The sequence below is a fragment of the Hymenobacter sp. BT491 genome (assembly GCF_014349165.1).
Classification (GTDB): Bacteria; Bacteroidota; Bacteroidia; order Cytophagales; family Hymenobacteraceae; genus Hymenobacter; species Hymenobacter jejuensis.
Genome location: NZ_JACSJJ010000004.1, coordinates 576,122 through 592,447 on the forward strand (window position 1 = coordinate 576,122; position 16,326 = coordinate 592,447).

Annotated in this window: 15 protein-coding genes; 10 read left to right on the top strand and 5 right to left on the bottom strand. The window is 57.0% G+C overall.

Annotated elements, in window-relative coordinates; all coding sequences use genetic code 11:
- The first annotated feature begins 14 nt into the window (after positions 1–14).
- On the top strand, positions 15–713 hold the full coding sequence (locus tag H9I52_RS19185; RefSeq protein WP_187455179.1) for a metallophosphoesterase family protein: 699 nt from the start codon (positions 15–17) through the stop codon (positions 711–713).
- Between the two features lie 20 nt (positions 714–733).
- Here H9I52_RS19185 and H9I52_RS19190 read toward each other — a convergent pair whose 3' ends face one another.
- A complete protein-coding gene (locus H9I52_RS19190) occupies positions 734–1,522 on the bottom strand; it encodes a hypothetical protein (RefSeq protein WP_187455180.1) in 789 nt (262 codons plus the stop codon).
- 90 nt (positions 1,523–1,612) lie between these two features.
- Positions 1,613–2,131: an RNA polymerase sigma factor gene (locus tag H9I52_RS19195; protein WP_139515321.1), complete on the bottom strand. Its 519-nt coding sequence runs from the start codon at positions 2,129–2,131 to the stop codon at positions 1,613–1,615.
- A gap of 175 nt (positions 2,132–2,306) precedes the next feature.
- Between H9I52_RS19195 and glyA the strand changes: the two genes are divergently transcribed.
- The 3 genes from glyA (at position 2,307) to rpiB (ending at position 5,141) form a co-directional block, all read left to right on the top strand.
- A complete protein-coding gene (glyA, locus tag H9I52_RS19200) occupies positions 2,307–3,608 on the top strand; it encodes a serine hydroxymethyltransferase (RefSeq protein WP_187455181.1) in 1,302 nt (433 codons plus the stop codon).
- Positions 3,609–3,743: 135 nt separating this feature from the next.
- Positions 3,744–4,613 (top strand): twin-arginine translocase subunit TatC, encoded by an 870-nt coding sequence (gene tatC / locus H9I52_RS19205; protein ID WP_230471331.1) that lies wholly within the window; start codon positions 3,744–3,746, stop codon positions 4,611–4,613.
- 93 nt (positions 4,614–4,706) lie between these two features.
- On the top strand, positions 4,707–5,141 hold the full coding sequence (gene rpiB, locus H9I52_RS19210) for a ribose 5-phosphate isomerase B (RefSeq protein WP_139517735.1): 435 nt from the start codon (positions 4,707–4,709) through the stop codon (positions 5,139–5,141).
- Positions 5,142–5,176: 35 nt separating this feature from the next.
- Here rpiB and H9I52_RS19215 read toward each other — a convergent pair whose 3' ends face one another.
- Positions 5,177–6,592 (bottom strand): hypothetical protein, encoded by a 1,416-nt coding sequence (locus tag H9I52_RS19215; protein ID WP_187455182.1) that lies wholly within the window; start codon positions 6,590–6,592, stop codon positions 5,177–5,179.
- Positions 6,593–6,903: 311 nt separating this feature from the next.
- Between H9I52_RS19215 and H9I52_RS19220 the strand changes: the two genes are divergently transcribed.
- From H9I52_RS19220 to H9I52_RS19235, 4 genes are all read left to right on the top strand, one after another.
- Positions 6,904–7,332: a ribosome-binding factor A gene (locus tag H9I52_RS19220; RefSeq protein ID WP_139515325.1), complete on the top strand. Its 429-nt coding sequence runs from the start codon at positions 6,904–6,906 to the stop codon at positions 7,330–7,332.
- Positions 7,333–7,424: 92 nt separating this feature from the next.
- Entirely contained in the window at positions 7,425–8,234 is an 810-nt protein-coding gene (locus H9I52_RS19225) for a class I SAM-dependent methyltransferase (RefSeq protein WP_139515326.1), read from the top strand.
- Positions 8,235–8,459: 225 nt separating this feature from the next.
- Positions 8,460–9,692, top strand: a complete 1,233-nt coding sequence (locus tag H9I52_RS19230) for an FtsX-like permease family protein (RefSeq protein ID WP_139515327.1) — start codon at positions 8,460–8,462, stop codon at positions 9,690–9,692.
- Positions 9,693–9,865: 173 nt separating this feature from the next.
- Positions 9,866–12,823 carry a DEAD/DEAH box helicase gene (locus H9I52_RS19235; protein WP_187455183.1) on the top strand — a complete coding sequence of 986 codons (2,958 nt, stop codon included), beginning with the start codon at positions 9,866–9,868 and terminating at the stop codon, positions 12,821–12,823.
- A 64-nt stretch (positions 12,824–12,887) separates the two neighbouring features.
- On the opposite strand, the gene H9I52_RS19240 is transcribed toward H9I52_RS19235, so the two are convergent.
- Positions 12,888–13,952, bottom strand: a complete 1,065-nt coding sequence (locus H9I52_RS19240) for an aminotransferase class I/II-fold pyridoxal phosphate-dependent enzyme (RefSeq protein WP_187455184.1) — start codon at positions 13,950–13,952, stop codon at positions 12,888–12,890.
- Positions 13,953–14,056: 104 nt separating this feature from the next.
- On the opposite strand from H9I52_RS19240, the gene H9I52_RS19245 reads away from it, so the two are divergent.
- Positions 14,057–14,506, top strand: coding sequence for an SRPBCC family protein (locus H9I52_RS19245; RefSeq protein ID WP_187455185.1), 450 nt, complete (start codon positions 14,057–14,059; stop codon positions 14,504–14,506).
- On the opposite strand, the gene H9I52_RS19250 is transcribed toward H9I52_RS19245, so the two are convergent.
- Complete coding sequence (locus H9I52_RS19250) at positions 14,501–14,968, bottom strand: GNAT family N-acetyltransferase (protein ID WP_187455186.1); 468 nt, start codon at positions 14,966–14,968, stop codon at positions 14,501–14,503. The genes H9I52_RS19245 and H9I52_RS19250 overlap by 6 nt on opposite strands.
- A gap of 147 nt (positions 14,969–15,115) precedes the next feature.
- On the opposite strand from H9I52_RS19250, the gene H9I52_RS19255 reads away from it, so the two are divergent.
- A complete protein-coding gene (locus H9I52_RS19255; RefSeq protein ID WP_187455187.1) occupies positions 15,116–16,306 on the top strand; it encodes a class I SAM-dependent rRNA methyltransferase in 1,191 nt (396 codons plus the stop codon).
- Positions 16,307–16,326: the final 20 nt, after the last annotated feature.

A 16,326-nucleotide genomic window follows, 5' to 3' on the forward strand; every position in this document is an offset into this window, starting at 1 on the left:
ACACCTTCCTTGCCATGGCCCGCTACGTCACTACCGATTTGCATGGGTGCTTGCTTTCCTTTCAGTGCGTGCTGGAAGAAGTACTTGCGCTAAAGCCCGCCGATGAGCTATATGTGCTCGGCGACTACGTCAACAAAGGGCCCGACAGCCGCGGCGTGCTCGACTACCTAATGCAGCTGCCCGGCCGGGGCTTTCGGGTGCAGTGCCTGCGGGGCAACCACGATCAGGAGCTGCTGGACGCGGCTCGCGGACGAGACAAGCTTACTTGGGCTTCGGCAGCCGATCGAAGGCTGACATTGCAGAGCTTCGGGGTGGAGGACGCCACTCAAATTCCGGAGCACTACCTGCACTGGCTCGATGCGCTGCCCTACCAGCTTGACTTACCGGATTTTGTGCTGGTGCACGCCGGCTTCAACTTTCGGCTGCCACCCGATAAGATGCGCACCGATTATCATACCATGCTCAACATCAAGGAGTTCGTGTTTGATGCTTCGCGTCTGCAAGGCAAGCGGCTTCTGCACGGACACGTACCGACGCCCACCGCCGAGGTGCAGCGCAGCGTGCGCACGAAGCAAGGCGTCATCAGCCTCGATACGGGCTGCGTATACCGCCACAACCCCGAGCTATCGCACCTGGCGATTCTCGAACTGGATGAATTTGCGTTGACATTGCAGCCCAACATCGAGCCGCCTTACGAAATCGCAAGGCGATGATTAATAAGGAGTTGTAATTATTAATCAGCGTGGAAGATCGGGTCTTTCAGCAGGTGCTGCGCCGCCCGCCGATACGGATTGACGGAGTCGGCGGCCACGTCGCGGAGCATGCGCGAGGCTTCTTCTACCCGTTCTTCCTTCCAAGAGGCCATGCCCAAGTGGTAGCGAGCCCGCCCCGCCAACGGCGACTCGGACTGTTGGCTGACGCGCCGTAAAAATGGCCGGGCTGCTGCCGCCTGGTTTTCGCGCAACAGAAAAATACCGTTGTAATACAGCAGCGTGTCCTGGCCAATGTTGTCGGTGGGGACGCGGCGCAGCGTGCCCAGCGCCGTAGAAAAATGCCCTTCGCGGTATTGGCGCATGGCTTCGGCCAGCAGCGGCCGCCGGTCGCCCTGCACAGTTACCTCGGGTAGGCCGGGGTCGGGCACGTAGTAGCGCGTCCAGGGGTCGTTGCTGCGGATGCCGGAGCGCGTCATCAGCCACACGCCCGCAATCAGCAGTAAGGCTCCGGCGGCAAGGATGCCCCAACGCTTCTGGGTGCTGCGTTTTCGGCGACGCATTCGGGTTACGGCGCTTTGGCGCTGGTCGAGGCGTTGGTCGAGGGCCAGTAAGCGCTGCCGGAGTGTGGCGTGGCCTGCTACCCAACGCAGATCGGCGGTGAGTTGCTCGTAGATTTCGTAGGCGTGGCGCAGGTCAGCATCGTGACTCAGGCGTTCTTCGAAAGCCGCCTGCTCATCGTTCGACATCTGACCGTCGGCAAAGCGCTCTAGTTCTTCTATATAAGGGCGCAAATCAGCAGGCGGTATCATACGCGAAGGCCTAAGCACGGGGTAAAAACTTACCTGGTTACTCGTTCGGCGGTGAGGAGGGTGGCAAATTACGCAGAAACCACGGGTCGCTCACACCGAAGCCACTGCATCGGAGCGCGACAGCAGTTCGTAGAGCTTGCGCAGACAGTTGTTTTTCTGGATTCGCGCCACGTTGGCATTGGCATAACCCATTTTTCCCGCCATGGTTACAAAATTGTAGCCTCGGTAATAAAAAAACAGAAGCACCTGCTGCGAGTCGGCGCTGAGCTGCATAAAGGCTTGCAGCAGTTTCTGCCGCCGTTGCGCTTCGGCCTTGGGCAACACTTGCGCCTGCTGGATCACAAACGTCGTCGAGACCTGCTGGCGGGCCATGCCGTAGATGTAGGCGCGCAAATCCAGCGGCAACCGCGTGATCCGGCCATCCACTACCTGATCGTAGAAGTCGAGCAGCACTTCGCGAAGCAACTCGTGGGCGGCCGGCGACTGCAGGTTGTGGTGCTGACGGGCCCACCGCGCAAAGTGGTTGCGGTGCTGCTGGTAAAAGGTCAGGAGCAGCGATTGATCGCCCACTCGTAACTGGGTAAGGCTCTCGGCAAGTGGCTGATTCATAATTACTTAGCAATTAGCAATAAGCTGTGGCTGGCGAGGATGCGGACCGGAATAAAGAGCAATGTATTAAGAAGCACAAAGTAAATGGCAAAGGCCCAGGCAACCTACGAGCAAAAGGCAGGAAGGGGATGCAGCTTCTTAAGTTCATAAATGTTAATTGAACTACCTTTGGGATATGGAAACGAGCACCGCAACTCTCACGCAGGACACCGTCCTGTTCGATCTTATTCGCCAGGAAAACGAGCGTCAGACCCACGGCATCGAGCTGATTGCTTCCGAGAACTACGTCTCGGAGCAAGTCATGCGTGCCCAGGGTTCGGTGCTCACCAACAAATACGCCGAGGGGCTTCCGGGCAAGCGCTATTACGGGGGCTGCGAGATTGTAGACCAAGTCGAACAACTCGCCATCAACCGTGCCAAAGAACTCTTCGGGGTGGAATGGGTGAATGTGCAGCCGCACTCCGGTGCCCAGGCCAACGCGGCCGTGATGCTGGCCATTTTGCAGCCCGGCGACAAGATTTTGGGCTTTGACCTCTCGCATGGCGGCCACCTGACGCACGGCTCGCCGGTCAACTTTTCGGGCAAGCTCTACAAGCCTTCGTTTTATGGCGTGGAGCCCGAAACCGGCCTGATCGACTGGCAAAAAGTAAAAGAAGCCGCTCGTCGTGAGCAGCCCAAGCTCATCATCTGCGGGGCCTCGGCCTACTCCCGCGACTGGGATTACAAAGCCCTGCGCGAAGCCGCCGACGAAGTAGGGGCCTTGCTCCTGGCCGATATTTCGCACCCCGCAGGCCTGATTGCCAAAGGGTTGCTGAACGATCCGTTTGCGCACTGCCACATCGTGACTACCACTACCCACAAGACCCTGCGCGGACCGCGCGGCGGCTTGATCATGCTGGGCAAAGACTTCGACAATCCCTTCGGCCTCAAAACTCCGAAAGGCGAGCTACGCCCCATGTCGGCCCTGCTCGACTCGGGCGTGTTTCCGGGTACGCAGGGCGGCCCCCTGGAGCACGTGATTGCGGCAAAAGCGGTTGCGTTTGGCGAAGCCCTCAGCGACACGTACGCCGAGTACACGCAGCAAATCATCCGCAATGCGCAGGCGCTGGCCAAAGGCTTCACCGACCGCGGCTACCAGATTATTTCGGGCGGCACCGACAACCATTTGATGCTCATTGACTTACGCAGCAAGGGCCTGACGGGCAAATTGGCTGAGAACACGCTGATCAAAGCCGACATCACCATCAACAAAAACATGGTGCCCTTCGACGATAAGTCGCCGTTTGTGACTTCGGGCATGCGCATCGGGTCGGCGGCCGTTACGACCCGCGGCCTGCGCGAAGCCGACATGGAGCGCATCGTCACCTTCATCGACGACGTACTGATGCACCACGACGACGAAACTCATATCGGGCAGGTACGCCGGCAAGTGAACGAATGGATGCAGCAGTATCCGTTGTTTAAAGGAGCCGAATAGTCAGGCACGGGGCAGGGCCACAACGCACCCTAGCGCACACGCCGGCAACATCCGGGGATCGCTGGTTTACGTTTGTTCTCTAACTCCCTTCGACGCGGCTATCTGGCTCGTTACCTATTACTCAAGTAAACCTCTGTGGATCAGGCTCATATAGAACCCGAGCAGGCGCTCGGTGAAGCGCATGAAATGACGTTCATCGACCATCTGGAGGCCTTGCGGTGGCACATCATCCGCGCGGCCGTCTCGATTGTCGTGTTCACAACCGGGGCATTTTTTGCCAAGGACTTTCTTTTTCACGACCTCATTCTGGGGCCGTCGCGGCCCGATTTCTGGACTTATCGCATGTTCTGCAAGTTCGGCAACTGGATCGGCGCGCCCGACCTGTGCATGGATAAGATCGGGTTCGTGATTCAGAACCGCGAGATGAGCGGCCAGCTGACCATGCACATCAGCACATCGTTTATGGTGGGCATCGTGCTGGCGTTTCCGTACACGTTCTGGGAACTCTGGCGCTTCGTGAAACCGGGCCTGTACCCGCACGAGCGGCAAAACTCGCAAGGGGCCGTGTTCTTCGTGTCGGTGCTGTTCATCCTGGGTTTGCTGTTTGGGTATTACATCGCGGCACCGCTGAGTATCAACTTCTTAGCCTCTTACACCGTCGATCCGACAATCGAGAACCAGATCGACATGCAAAGCTACATCAGCACGCTCACCACCATGTCGCTTTCGTGCGCGTTCGTGTTTGAGCTGCCCATGATCGTGTTCTTCCTGGCCAAAGCCGGGTTGATTACGCCCGAAATCATGCGCCTCTACCGCAAGCACGCCATCGTGGTGATTCTGGTGCTAGCCGCCATCATTACGCCGCCTGACGTTTCGGCCCAGATCATCGTGACCATCCCGATTCTGCTGCTTTACGAGCTGAGTATCAACATTGCCCGCATCGTAACGCGCAACAATCTGCAACGCCTCAACGCCGAGTTGGCAGCCAATAAAGGGCGTGCGTAGGGCACTCAATCCGATAGCAAACGCATAAACCAAGCGGCCCTCCGGTGATTGATACGGGAGGGCCGCTTATTTTTGAGCCTAAACCTGACCATGATGAGCAACTCCCTCGCTATCGGTTCCGACCACGCCGGTTTCAAATACAAGGAAATGCTAGCCCAGTGGCTACGCGACAACGGCTACGAAGTGCAAGACTTTGGCACGTATTCCGCTGATTCTGTGGACTATCCAGATTTTGTGCATCCGCTGGCCAACTCCATTACTGGCGGGCAGTTTGAGCGCGGTATTTTGGTGTGCGGTTCGGCCAATGGCGTGTGCATCACCGCCAACAAGCACAAGGGCATTCGGGCGGCTATCGCGTGGGCGCCCGAGTTGGCCACGCTGGCCCGCCAGCACAACGACGCCAACATCGTGTGCATCCCCGAACGCTTTGTGAGCGAAGAAGCCGCTCGCGCCATCGTTAGCCAGTTCCTAAATACGCCCTTTGAAGGCGGTCGTCACCAGACCAGAGTCAGCAAGATTGACGGCTAGTCAAATAGATAACTTCTTAATTATTAAGAAGTTATCTATTTGACTAGCCGATATACTTTTTCGTTGGCTGTAGGCTTGTAGCGGCCGAAGATACTGGGTACTTTATACTGAAGCTCCGGCAGCAAGCCCGCTTCGTCGATGAGGTAGTCGGGCGGATTGGGGGCAAAATTATCGGCTAGCCGGAACACCGCGGCATACTCGTTCAGGTGACCAAAGTCCTTCTGGGCTAGTTGCCAATCGAGGTACGGCGACGCCAGCCGGTTCTGCACGTAGGGCCGCCGGTCAGGGCCCAGCACAAGCAGCCGTTGCCCTTGCAGGGTAGCATAAATGGGGTTGGGCTGAACGGCATAGTTGCGCTCGGAAGGAAGCTGCAACACCCCGTCGAGGTGCAGGACGTCTCGGTACCGGATCACGACGACCGTGCCCACCAATAGCAGCAGCAGTACTTCGGGTGCCCATGCCCGCCGGGCTTTTTGCCAGAGAAACAGGCTGAAGTACGTTAGCGAAGGTAGAAACAGCACGAGGGTGCCGGGTGCTGCCCCGCGGCCTGCCGCCGCCATCGCAAAGGCTACTAGCAGCCATACCAGCATGAGCTGCAAGAACTTAACCTGAAAAACCAAGCCCAGCGACGTAGTAAATGTGCGTCCTAAGGCGAGCAAGAGCACCACGCCCGGCACAATCAGGAGCCGCAGTTGCAAGGCCAGCGGCAAGCCGTCGGCCCCCGCCACCACGCCGCGCAGCACCGGCTGCAAGTGAAACTGAACAAAGCTGGGCAAGGCCTCGGCATAAAGAAATAGCGTAGCCGCCACAGCGTACGGAAACAAGAAGCCGCACACCAGCAGCAGAAAGCTCCGGAAAGAATTGGCTGCGAAGATGATAACGGCAAACAACCCCACCAGCAGAAACAGCGCCAACGGCAAATAGCACAGCGCCGCTACCCCAATCAGGAAGCCTGCCCGAAATAGCCGCCGGTTGTCGTAGCCCTCGCGGGTAGTAGGCAGTAACGCACTGAGCGACAGAATGATAAATGTATGGCCAATCAGGAGCGGCGACAGAATGTCGAGGTCGAAGGTGCTGCTGGCCAGCAGCAAGTAAGTCAGCGCACCCACAAAGCCGCGCTCAGGATGCACATCGGCACGGTTGAGTACCACGTTTAGGCGCAGGGCTTGCAGAGCCAGAATGCCCAGCGCCAGCAGGCGATACAGCAGTAGCGGTCGGCTGGCTATCACATCGAGGGCACCAAACAGCACCGAGGCCAGCGGGGCGGTACTGTCATAGAGGTCGCGGTAGGGTAGGGCGCCTTCGTGCAGCCGCTCGCCCACGAGCAATGCGTGTAGCTCGGCGGGCATCAGGGGCACGCCCAACCACAGCAGCGGCAACCGCAGGGCCAGCAGCAGCAATACCAGCAAAATAAGGCGGGAAGGAAGCGGGCTTTTGAAAAAACGAAGCAAAGCGGGAAGGCTTAGGAACGTAACAAGTCAGAGACTGGCTTCGGCGGATGAGGTCGCGCGAGCAGCAAAGGTAGCAGCCTGTTACTGGAGCCAATACGTCTCTACCTGATGACGCAGGCCGTTCGGCTGGTATTGTTGCAGCAGTGTAGGGGAAGGGTAGCATTGCGGCTCAATGACCTTCTGCTGGCGCCTCAGTACCACTCGCATCCCTGCGGCGTTGGGTCGGAAACCGTCAGTCTTGCGCCCAAGCTGCACGAAGTCGGTAAGTTCCCAAGTCCCTAAGCCCCCAACTGCTATCTTTGCCAATTCATATGGAAAGCAAACGACAGCAAAAAGTTGCCAGCCTCCTGCAGCAGGAACTGGCCGCCGTCTTTCAACGCGACTTGCCCCACCTGTTTCCGGGGCTGGCGCCCGGCATCAGCACGGTACGGGTGTCGCCGGATTTGGGCGTGGCCCGCGTGTACCTGAGCCTGCTCATTGCCGGCAATGCCGAAGGCATGCTGGCCGAGGTGCGCGACAACGCCAAAACCATTCGACTCGCCTTGGCCAAGCGGGTGAGGCAGCAGCTGCGCATTGTGCCGGATCTGGCCTTCTACCTCGACGACAGTGCAGCTTATGCTGCCCGCATGGATCAGGTATTCAGCGGCTTGAACATCCCACCGTCGCAGCCGGAAGACCCCGACAAGGACCAGCCTGACTCGAAGCGCCCCAAACTTTTTGCCGACGAAGATGAGGAATAAGTGAATTGCCTTATGTGTGCAAATAATTGATTATCAATGTTTTGTACACAGGTTCAATTCGCGATTCGTCCTTCATAACTCAACGTTTCCCTTTGTATTACGATCCGATTAAAAAGTCGCTGGGTGAGGTATTTAACCGCACGCCGTGGCTGCGCCGCACGTTTTACGTGTTGCTCGATTTGTTGCTGTTGCGTACCTGGCACGTACACCGTGAGCTGCGGCAGTGGGCCGCGGGGCGTACCAACGAGGCGCTCAACATCCTGGATGCCGGTTCTGGCTACGGCCAGTACACGTACTGGCTGTCGGGGCTGAGCAAGAAATGGAACATCCTGGCCGTGGACGTGAAGGACGAGCAGATTGCCGACTCCAACCGCTTCTTCCGCCAGATTGGCCGCACCAACGTGCAGTTTGCCGTGCAGGACTTGGTGCTGTACCAAGAGCCCAACTCCTTCGACCTTGCCCTGTCGGTGGACGTGATGGAGCACATTCTGGAAGACGTAGAGGTGTTCCGCAACATCCATGCTTCGCTGAAAGACGGCGGTATGTTGCTGATTTCCACCCCTTCCGACCAAGGTGGCTCCGATGTGCACGCCGACGGCGAAACCTCGTTTATCGAAGAGCATGTGCGCGACGGCTACAACATCCACGAAATTCAGCAGAAGCTGCGCACGGCCGGTTTCGAGCGCATCGAAGCCCGCTACAGCTATGGCGAGCCCGGCCAGATTTCGTGGCGCCTAAGCATGAAATACCCGATTCTGATGCTGGGAGCCTCGAAGTGGTTTTTCGTGCTGCTGCCGTTTTATTACCTCGTGACGTTTCCGTTCTGCTTGATTCTGAACACATTGGATGCGCGCATGAAGCACGATTCCGGTACGGGCCTGATTGTAAAAGCCTGGAAATAGACCTTTTACGCTTAGCGGCGTATCTTGCTCTTGTGCTTCATTGGTGCATTCCCACAGTTTTTACTATGGTTGATTCAACACTTAAAATAGAAGTTCGAGGGCGAAAGGTGCTCATTCCGGTTGCGCAGGAAGCGCGCCTGACCAGCTTCCCTATTTACGCGTAATCTGGCATAGGTATATGATTGTCAGATATTTACCTAATAAGTTGCTCTTTATCCTCGCGCGTTGAACGTCCCTCTGCTCATTGCCCGGCGTTACTTTTCGTCGAAGAAGAAGCGCAACATCATCAGCATCATCTCCAACATCTCCATGATCGGGGTGGCGGTGGGCACGATGTCCTTGATTATCGTGCTGTCGGTCTTCAACGGGCTGGAAGATCTGGTGCGCTCGCTCTACGGCAAGTCGGACCCAGACCTGCTTATTTCGGCTGTCCAGGGCAAAGCGTTTCCCGTGTCGCCGGCGCTGCTGACTCGGCTTAGCGCCACGCCCGGCGTGGGCCTCGTTACGGAAGTAATCGAAGACAACGCCCTGCTGCAATACCACGACCGCCAGATGGTGGTCAAGATGAAGGGCGTCAGTAATAACTACTTCGCCCAGAGCAACATAGATTCGGCCATTGTAGAAGGTGATCACCGCCTCAATCGCAACGGCGAACACTACGCGCTGCTCGGTGCCGGCGTACAGCACGAACTCAGCATTGCCCTCGACAACCGTTTTTCGCCCTTGCGCTTGCTCTACCCGCGTAACAGCGGCAAGAAATCCTTTTCCATAACTGACCTCGACAACGCTTTTACCCAGCAGAACATCTTGGCCGGGGGCGTATTCCTGATCGAGCAGCACATCGACGACAGCTACATTTTTGTGCCGCTCGATTTTGCCCAAAGCCTATTGCAGTACGGCAACAAGCGCACGGCGCTGGAAGTAAAGGTAAAAAACGACGAACCCGTCGACGACGTGAAGGCGCGGCTGCGGAAGGTGCTCGGCAAACAGTTTAAAGTGCTGGACTCCGATGAGCAGCACGTAAGTCTGCTGAAAGCCATTAAGGTGGAGAAGATGTTTGTATTCATCACGTTCGCCTTCATCCTGCTGATTGCTTCGCTCAACATCTTCTTTTCGCTGTCGATGCTTGTGATCGACAAACGCAAGGACGTCGCCATCCTAATGGCTATGGGCGCGACTTCGCACATTGTGCGCAACATCTTCCTGCTCGAAGGCGCCATTGTGGCCATGGTCGGAGCCCTAACGGGACTCATCCTGGGCGTCACGATTTGCTGGGCACAGCAAACCTTTAAGATCGTATCGATGGGCATGGCTACCAGCGTGGTAGATGCCTACCCGGTGAAGATGCAGTTGGTCGATATCGTGCTCACCGGCTTGGCGATTGTGGTGATCACCATTACGGTATCAATCCGCCCGGCTCTGGCCGCTTCGCGCCTTGACGTGCGAGAGAACCTTTAGCAAATTCCTGTACAAAAGGGCAATTCGTCTACTGAGGAGTACGCTTCAGTGGTAAGAAAACCATTTTCTGCCTTGTCAATGTAACTATTTATAGATTTAATTTTACTTTTTAATAGAAATTACGCTATTTAGCATTTGTTACTACTTTCGATGTTGCATATCTGTCGTTGATTATGAAGGTTTCAACTTCACAGCCGTTTCAAATTGTTTATTCTTTGCTTGAACACGAGTACTTAGGGTACTTGTTCGAGTCATATGTAGTACAACGCAATTCGAGAGGGCAACTCACGCTTCAACATCAAACGGTTTCGGCCAAGAACGCCTCCGAATTTGCTGATGGACTAGATGCTACGGATTTCGAGCTCGTAGCCCTGACCGACCAGATTCAGCAGGATGCCGTCATCAAAGAATTCTGGTCGAAAAAGACCACTCCGGCCGATTTCTTCCTCAAAATTTACGATCCGGAGAAAGGCGACAAAGGTTTGCAGGACGCCATCTGCCGCTACGTGCAGGAGCGCATGGGGCAGATACTAGAACGTTTGAAGGGGAAGTGCGTCTTCATCATGGGCAAGGACGGTGAGCCAACCTGGCGCGAAATTCAGGTAGCGCCCGAACCGGCATCGGTGCTGTTTCATTTCCGCCGCAACGACGACAGCACGCACTACTTCCCAACCATTCAGTACAAAGGCCAAAAGCTTGATTTTCAGTTTAAAGGTGCTGTTATCGTGGCCGCTCAGCCCGCCTGGATGCTTGTGGACGACACGCTGCACAACTTCCAGAACGACGTCGACGGCAAGAAGCTGCAGCCGTTTCTGAACAAGAAATTCATCGTTATTCCGCGCCAGGTCGAGGATAGTTATTTCCACCGGTTTGTGGCGCCGCTGGTTGAGTCGTTCGACGTGCACGCCCGTGGATTCGATATTCGCTCGGAGCGCTACGTGGCCCGGCCCCAGCTTACCTTCACCGATTCGCCCAGCGCAACGGTGGTGCAGGACGAACGCAGCCGCACCAGCGGCCGCCGCACGGCGGAAGTGGTAACTAGTTCTGTAGCAGATACTTCCGATCAGATCCATTTCGACCTCTCGTTCCGCTACGGCGATCATACCGTGCACAATGGCTACGACAAGCGGGTGTGCGTGAAGCTGGAGAAGAACGAGGGCTCATATATATTCCACCGCCTCATCCGCAACCTCGACCGCGAGCACGAAATCATTCGCGAGTTGAAAGACCGCGCTTTAGAGGTGCGCAACGGGCGGGCGGTGCTCGAAAAAGCCACGGCCTTCCGGTGGCTGCACAGCAACGCCGAAGAGCTAGCACGGCTAGGCTTTACGGTGCAGCAGGCCGCCACGTCGGGCAAAGACTACTTTATCGGGGCCGTGACGGTGCAGGTGGGCATCACCGAAACCAACGACTGGTTTGATGTGCACGGCACCGTGCGCTTCGGAGAGTTTGAAATTCCGTTTGTTAAGCTGCGGCCCTACATTCTCAACAAGCGCCACGAATACCGGCTGCCCAACGGCCAGATCGCCATCATCCCCGAGGAATGGTTTACGCAGTACTTGGAGCTGTTTGCGTTTTCTGAAGAGCACCACCACAGCCTCACGCTGCGCAAACACCACTTGGCCTTAGTGGCTGATTTACAGAACGGTAACCTCGCCAACGTGGTAATGAGCCGCAAGCTGGAAAAGCTGCGCGAGTTCGAAGCCGTGGAAGACAAAGCATTGCCCGCTGGCTTTAAGGGAACGCTCCGGCCGTACCAAAAGGCGGGTTACAACTGGCTACATTTCGTAAAAGACTATCGCTTTGGCGGTTGCCTGGCCGATGACATGGGTTTGGGTAAGACGGTGCAAACGTTAGCGCTGCTGTTGGATCGCAAGGAAAGCGGCGAATCAGATGGGGCGGCATCGCTGCTGGTTATGCCTACTTCGTTGGTATACAACTGGTTAAGCGAGGCGCAAAAGTTCACGCCGGGTCTGCGCATCCTGACCTACACGGGCACTTACCGCGACAAAAACGTGGAGCAGTTTCAGGACTACGACGTGGTGCTGACCAGCTACGGCATCGTGCGCCTTGATACGGAACTGCTGAAAAGCTACGCCTTCGATTACGTGATCTTAGACGAGTCGCAGGCCATCAAAAACCCGAGCTCGACCACTTCGCAGGCCGTGCGCGGGTTGCGCTCGCGCCACCGCCTCATCCTAACGGGTACGCCGGTGGAAAACAGCACGATGGACCTGTGGTCGCAGATGTCGTTTATCAATCCGGGGTTGCTGGGTTCACAGGCGTTTTTCCGCAAGGAATTCCTGAAGCCCATCGAGAAAGGCAAAGACGAAGTGCAGACGCGCCGGTTACACGCGCTTATCAAGCCGTTTATCCTGCGTCGTCATAAAGCCCAGGTAGCCACTGAGTTACCCGATAAAATTGAGCATCTGAGCTATTGCCCCATGACTGAGGAGCAGGCGCACTGCTACGAGGAAACCAAGAGCTACTACCGCAACAAGATCCTCAAAAACATCGAAGAGCACGGCACGGCCAGCACGCAGTTTATGCTGCTGCAAGGCCTGACGAAGCTGCGCCAGATTGCCAACCACCCGCGCATGGCCGACGAAGGCTACGAAGACGAATCGGGCAAGCTGCGTGAGGTGATCCGGATGATCAAGAGCATCGTTTCAGAAGGGCATAAGGTGTTGGTGTTCAGTCAGTTTGTAAAGCACTTGGACATTGTGCGGGCGTCGCTCGACGAGCGGCAGATCGAATATGCTTACCTCGACGGCAACACCCGCGAACGACACAAAGAGGTGAATCGCTTCCAGGAAACCGAGGAGTTGCGCGTGTTCCTGATCTCGCTGAAGGCCGGTGGCGTAGGGCTCAACCTCACCGCCGCCGACTACGTGTTCATCCTCGACCCGTGGTGGAACCCGGCCGTAGAAGCGCAAGCCGTGGACCGCGCCCACCGCATCGGCCAGCTCAAGACTGTGTTTACCTATAAGTTCATCACCAAGAACACGGTGGAAGAGAAGATTCTGGCGTTGCAGAACAAGAAAATCCAGCTGGTAACCGACCTGATTACGACGGACGAGGCCATTATCAAGTCCTTGACCAAGGAGGATATTGAGGAATTGCTAGGGTAAGCCTTCGGTAATTCTCAACGAAAACGGGGTTCGGAGCTAGGCTTCGCGCCCCGTTTTCGTTTAGTCAAGAAGTGGTTGACGCAAACTCCGTCACGAGTTCTGCGACTCGCGCCACATCGGCCGACGTATGCAAGGCGCTGAGCACTATGCGCGTGATGCAGGGATCGGTAGGTGAAGGATACGGAAAGCTGGAAATCCAAACGCCGCGCTTTAACATAAATTCATATATCTGATTATCAGATATATACGAAACAGGAAACCTGTTGAAAGATTGGAGCATGCCGGTCGGCTGCACGGCTTCGGCTAGTTGCTGCACGTTGGCCGCCAGTTGCGCGCGAGCTTCGCGGTAGATTTCGCCAGCGCGCACAAAAGCGTGTAAATAAGCGGGAACGACCGGCGAGCTGGCGGCAAAAAACGCACTTTGCCGCAACTGCCCGATAAACGCTTGTGAGCCTAGCACTACGCCGCCCGGAATGCCGCAGGCCTTTCCTAATGAGCTGATCACCAACACGTTTATCCCTTCGGGGACGCGCAGTTCCGAAATAATACCAGCGCCCGCAACCCCCGTGACGCCAAAGCCGTGCGAATCGTCGATGAGTAAGGTAATGGGTCGATCGCGGGGCAACTGGCTGACCCAACTGAAATCGTAGCGCTGCACCCGCAACGGATCGAGGGAGTTGCTGATAATTACCACTGGCTCAGCCGGTTCGTGGGCAAGCCGTGTGAGAAGCGCCGAGGCCCAGTCAGGGTAGGATAAGGCAGGCGCCGCGGGCAGATCGGTCGTTAGCCACGCGGCTGGGTGCGTACCGGGCGCGTACTCGAAGCGGCCGGCGTGGGCTAGTGCCTTCACGGCCATCTGCCCGGCCAGGTAGCCCGAAGAAACGGTGAGCGCAGCTTCGGCGCCGGTATAGCGGGCGAGGTAGTGCTCGGCTTCGTCGTAGATGCGCAACTGCAAATTGGAGATGCGCGAGCTCGAATAATTGGTCCCGTAGTGCTGCATTCCTTCGAGCAGCAGCGCCTGAAAATGCGCGTTGCGTGCCATGCCCAAATAGCTGGTGCCGCTGCAAAAGAGGTATTCCCGGCCATCAGCAAGGATGGTGCGGCCCGGGAGCTGATCTATCTGTAACACAGGCAGTACGAAAACAGGATGGAGAGCGCCGGAAAGATAGAACCTTGAGCTGCTCAGTGGCGCCGCCCACAAACAAAATCTGCTGGGAAGGCGTTTGTGCACTAATGCACCTTCAGCTCCGCACGCCCGTCTACCAACAGCCTTTGCAAGTTTTCATGGGGTTTACGCGCGATTTATTTCTGCGCCTCGCCCCGCCTTTCCCGACGATGCGGCTGTTGCGCTTTGATGGCTGCACGCCCGGCGACCGCGTGGAAATTGAGCTTCTGGTTGGCCCCGCGCGCTTCCGCTGGACTAGCCTGATTACCGAAGCCGGGCAGCTGCCCGATGGCTCTATGTATTTTATCGACGAAGGGCAGGAGCTGCCGCGTCCGTTGCGGTATTGGCGGCACCGGCATCTTATTGAGCATAACCCCGTTAGGAGCGGCAGCATCATCGTCGACGACATTACCTATCGCACTTCCTCGCGGCTGCTCGACCTGCTGATCTACCCGTTGATGTGGGCACAGTTTGCGTATCGCAAGCCCATTTACCGCCGCACTTTCGCGCGTTTATAAGTCCAACACCATTCGGATGTCGGCGCGCTGGTACTCGGAGGCCGGCAATGGCGCTTCTACAAACCCTAGCTTCCGATACAGGGCCAGCGCCGGGCTCAGGCGGCGGTTCGACAACAACTCTAGCTGCCGGATGCCCAAGGCCCGCGCTTTCGCAATGGCTGCTTCTCCTAACAGCCGCCCGATGCCAAGACCCTGTGCACTGGGCGTAACGGCCATTTTGGCCAGCTCAAATACCGCATCGGTTTCGCGCAGCAGTGCGCACGTCCCGACGAGCTGCCCTTGGTACGAAGCCATAAAAATATGGCCGCCTTGGTCTAGAATATAGCCTTGCGGATCGTCGAGCATCCGGTTGTCGGGTTCTTCAAGTTGAAAATAATGGGTTATCCACTCGTGGTTGAGCGCCCGGAAAGCAGGCTGATGCTCAGGGCGATAAAGGATAATTTCGGGCAAAGACTCAGCCATAAGATCAGGGAAATAGGCGTACAAGGGCGCAAGCGGCGTCGCTGCGCGGTAGTCGCAAAATTACCGCTTGGCTGCGGTAGTTGCGCCTGCGGGCTTTGGCGTACTTTTGTGTTTCTCTTTTGCTTTTCATTGCCTCACTTCGCTGCCATGCCCGCTACCATCACCCTCAAACCCGGTAAAGACCATTCGCTTCGTCGCTTTCACCCGTGGGTATTTTCGGGCGCTATTGCCCGCATGCAGGGCGAAGCCATTGAGGGTGAAGTAGTTACAGTGCAGGCTTCCAACGGTGAATTGCTGGGCATGGGTCATTACGCCCCCGGCTCTATTGCCGTACGCATGCTGGCGTTTGGGGCCGACGCGCCGCAGCCCGATGCAGCTTTTTGGGAAGATCGGCTGCGCAATGCCTACGAGCTTCGGCAGCGCTTGGGCCTGACGGGCACAGGGAACACCAACGTGTTTCGCCTCGTGCACGCCGAAGGCGACGGCCTGCCCGGCCTCATCATTGATGTGTACGGCGATGTAGCTGTGATACAAGCACATAGCGCGGGTATGTACCGCGCGCGCCCACAGATTGCGGCGGCGTTGCAGGAGGTGCTTGGTGCAAACCTTAGTGCCATCTACGACAAGAGCGCCGAGACCGTGCCGGCCAAAGCGGCCCCCGGGGCGAAGAATGATTATCTGCTAGGCGAAAGCACTGGTAACGAGCACCTTGTTGAAGAAAACGGGCATCGGTTTGCCGTTGATTGGGAAACGGGTCAGAAAACCGGCTTCTTCATCGACCAGCGCGACAACCGGGCGTTGCTGGCTCGCTACGCGCCCGGTCGCCGCGTCCTGAATACCTTTTGCTACACCGGTGGCTTTTCGGTGTATGCGTTGGAAGCGGGAGCCGAGCTGGTGCATTCTGTCGACAGCTCCAAGCGTGCCATCGAGCTTACTGAGCGCAATGCGGCCCTCACCGCCCACGCCGACCGCCACGAAGCCTACGCTCAGGATGTGTTTAGCTTCCTGAAAGAGCGCCACAACCAATACGACCTCATCGTGCTCGATCCGCCGGCGTTTGCCAAGCATTTGTCGGCGCGCCACAACGCGCTCATGGGCTACAAGCGCCTGAATGTAGCCGGCATAAAGCAGATTGCGCCCGGCGGCATCTTGTTCACGTTCAGCTGCTCACAGGTCGTCAGCATGGAGCTGTTTGAAGGCGCTATCATGGCGGCCGCCATCGAAGCCGGTCGGCCCGCCCGCATTCTGCACCGCCTCACGCAGCCCGCCGACCATCCGGTAAGCTTGTTTCACCCCGAAGGCGAGTATTTGAAGGGCTTAGTGCTGGCCGTGGAGTAAACAATTGCCATCGGTTGGTT

Coding starts and splice junctions, on each gene's coding strand:
- H9I52_RS19245 (WP_187455185.1), top strand. CDS start 14,057: ATGCACCTTCAGCTCCGCACGCCCGTCTACCAACAGCCTTTGCAAGTT.
- H9I52_RS19250 (WP_187455186.1), bottom strand. CDS start 14,968: ATGGCTGAGTCTTTGCCCGAAATTATCCTTTATCGCCCTGAGCATCAG.
- glyA (WP_187455181.1), top strand. CDS start 2,307: ATGGAAACGAGCACCGCAACTCTCACGCAGGACACCGTCCTGTTCGAT.
- H9I52_RS19190 (WP_187455180.1), bottom strand. CDS start 1,522: ATGATACCGCCTGCTGATTTGCGCCCTTATATAGAAGAACTAGAGCGC.
- H9I52_RS19235 (WP_187455183.1), top strand. CDS start 9,866: ATGAAGGTTTCAACTTCACAGCCGTTTCAAATTGTTTATTCTTTGCTT.
- H9I52_RS19195 (WP_139515321.1), bottom strand. CDS start 2,131: ATGAATCAGCCACTTGCCGAGAGCCTTACCCAGTTACGAGTGGGCGAT.
- H9I52_RS19220 (WP_139515325.1), top strand. CDS start 6,904: ATGGAAAGCAAACGACAGCAAAAAGTTGCCAGCCTCCTGCAGCAGGAA.
- rpiB (WP_139517735.1), top strand. CDS start 4,707: ATGAGCAACTCCCTCGCTATCGGTTCCGACCACGCCGGTTTCAAATAC.
- H9I52_RS19185 (WP_187455179.1), top strand. CDS start 15: ATGGCCCGCTACGTCACTACCGATTTGCATGGGTGCTTGCTTTCCTTT.
- H9I52_RS19255 (WP_187455187.1), top strand. CDS start 15,116: ATGCCCGCTACCATCACCCTCAAACCCGGTAAAGACCATTCGCTTCGT.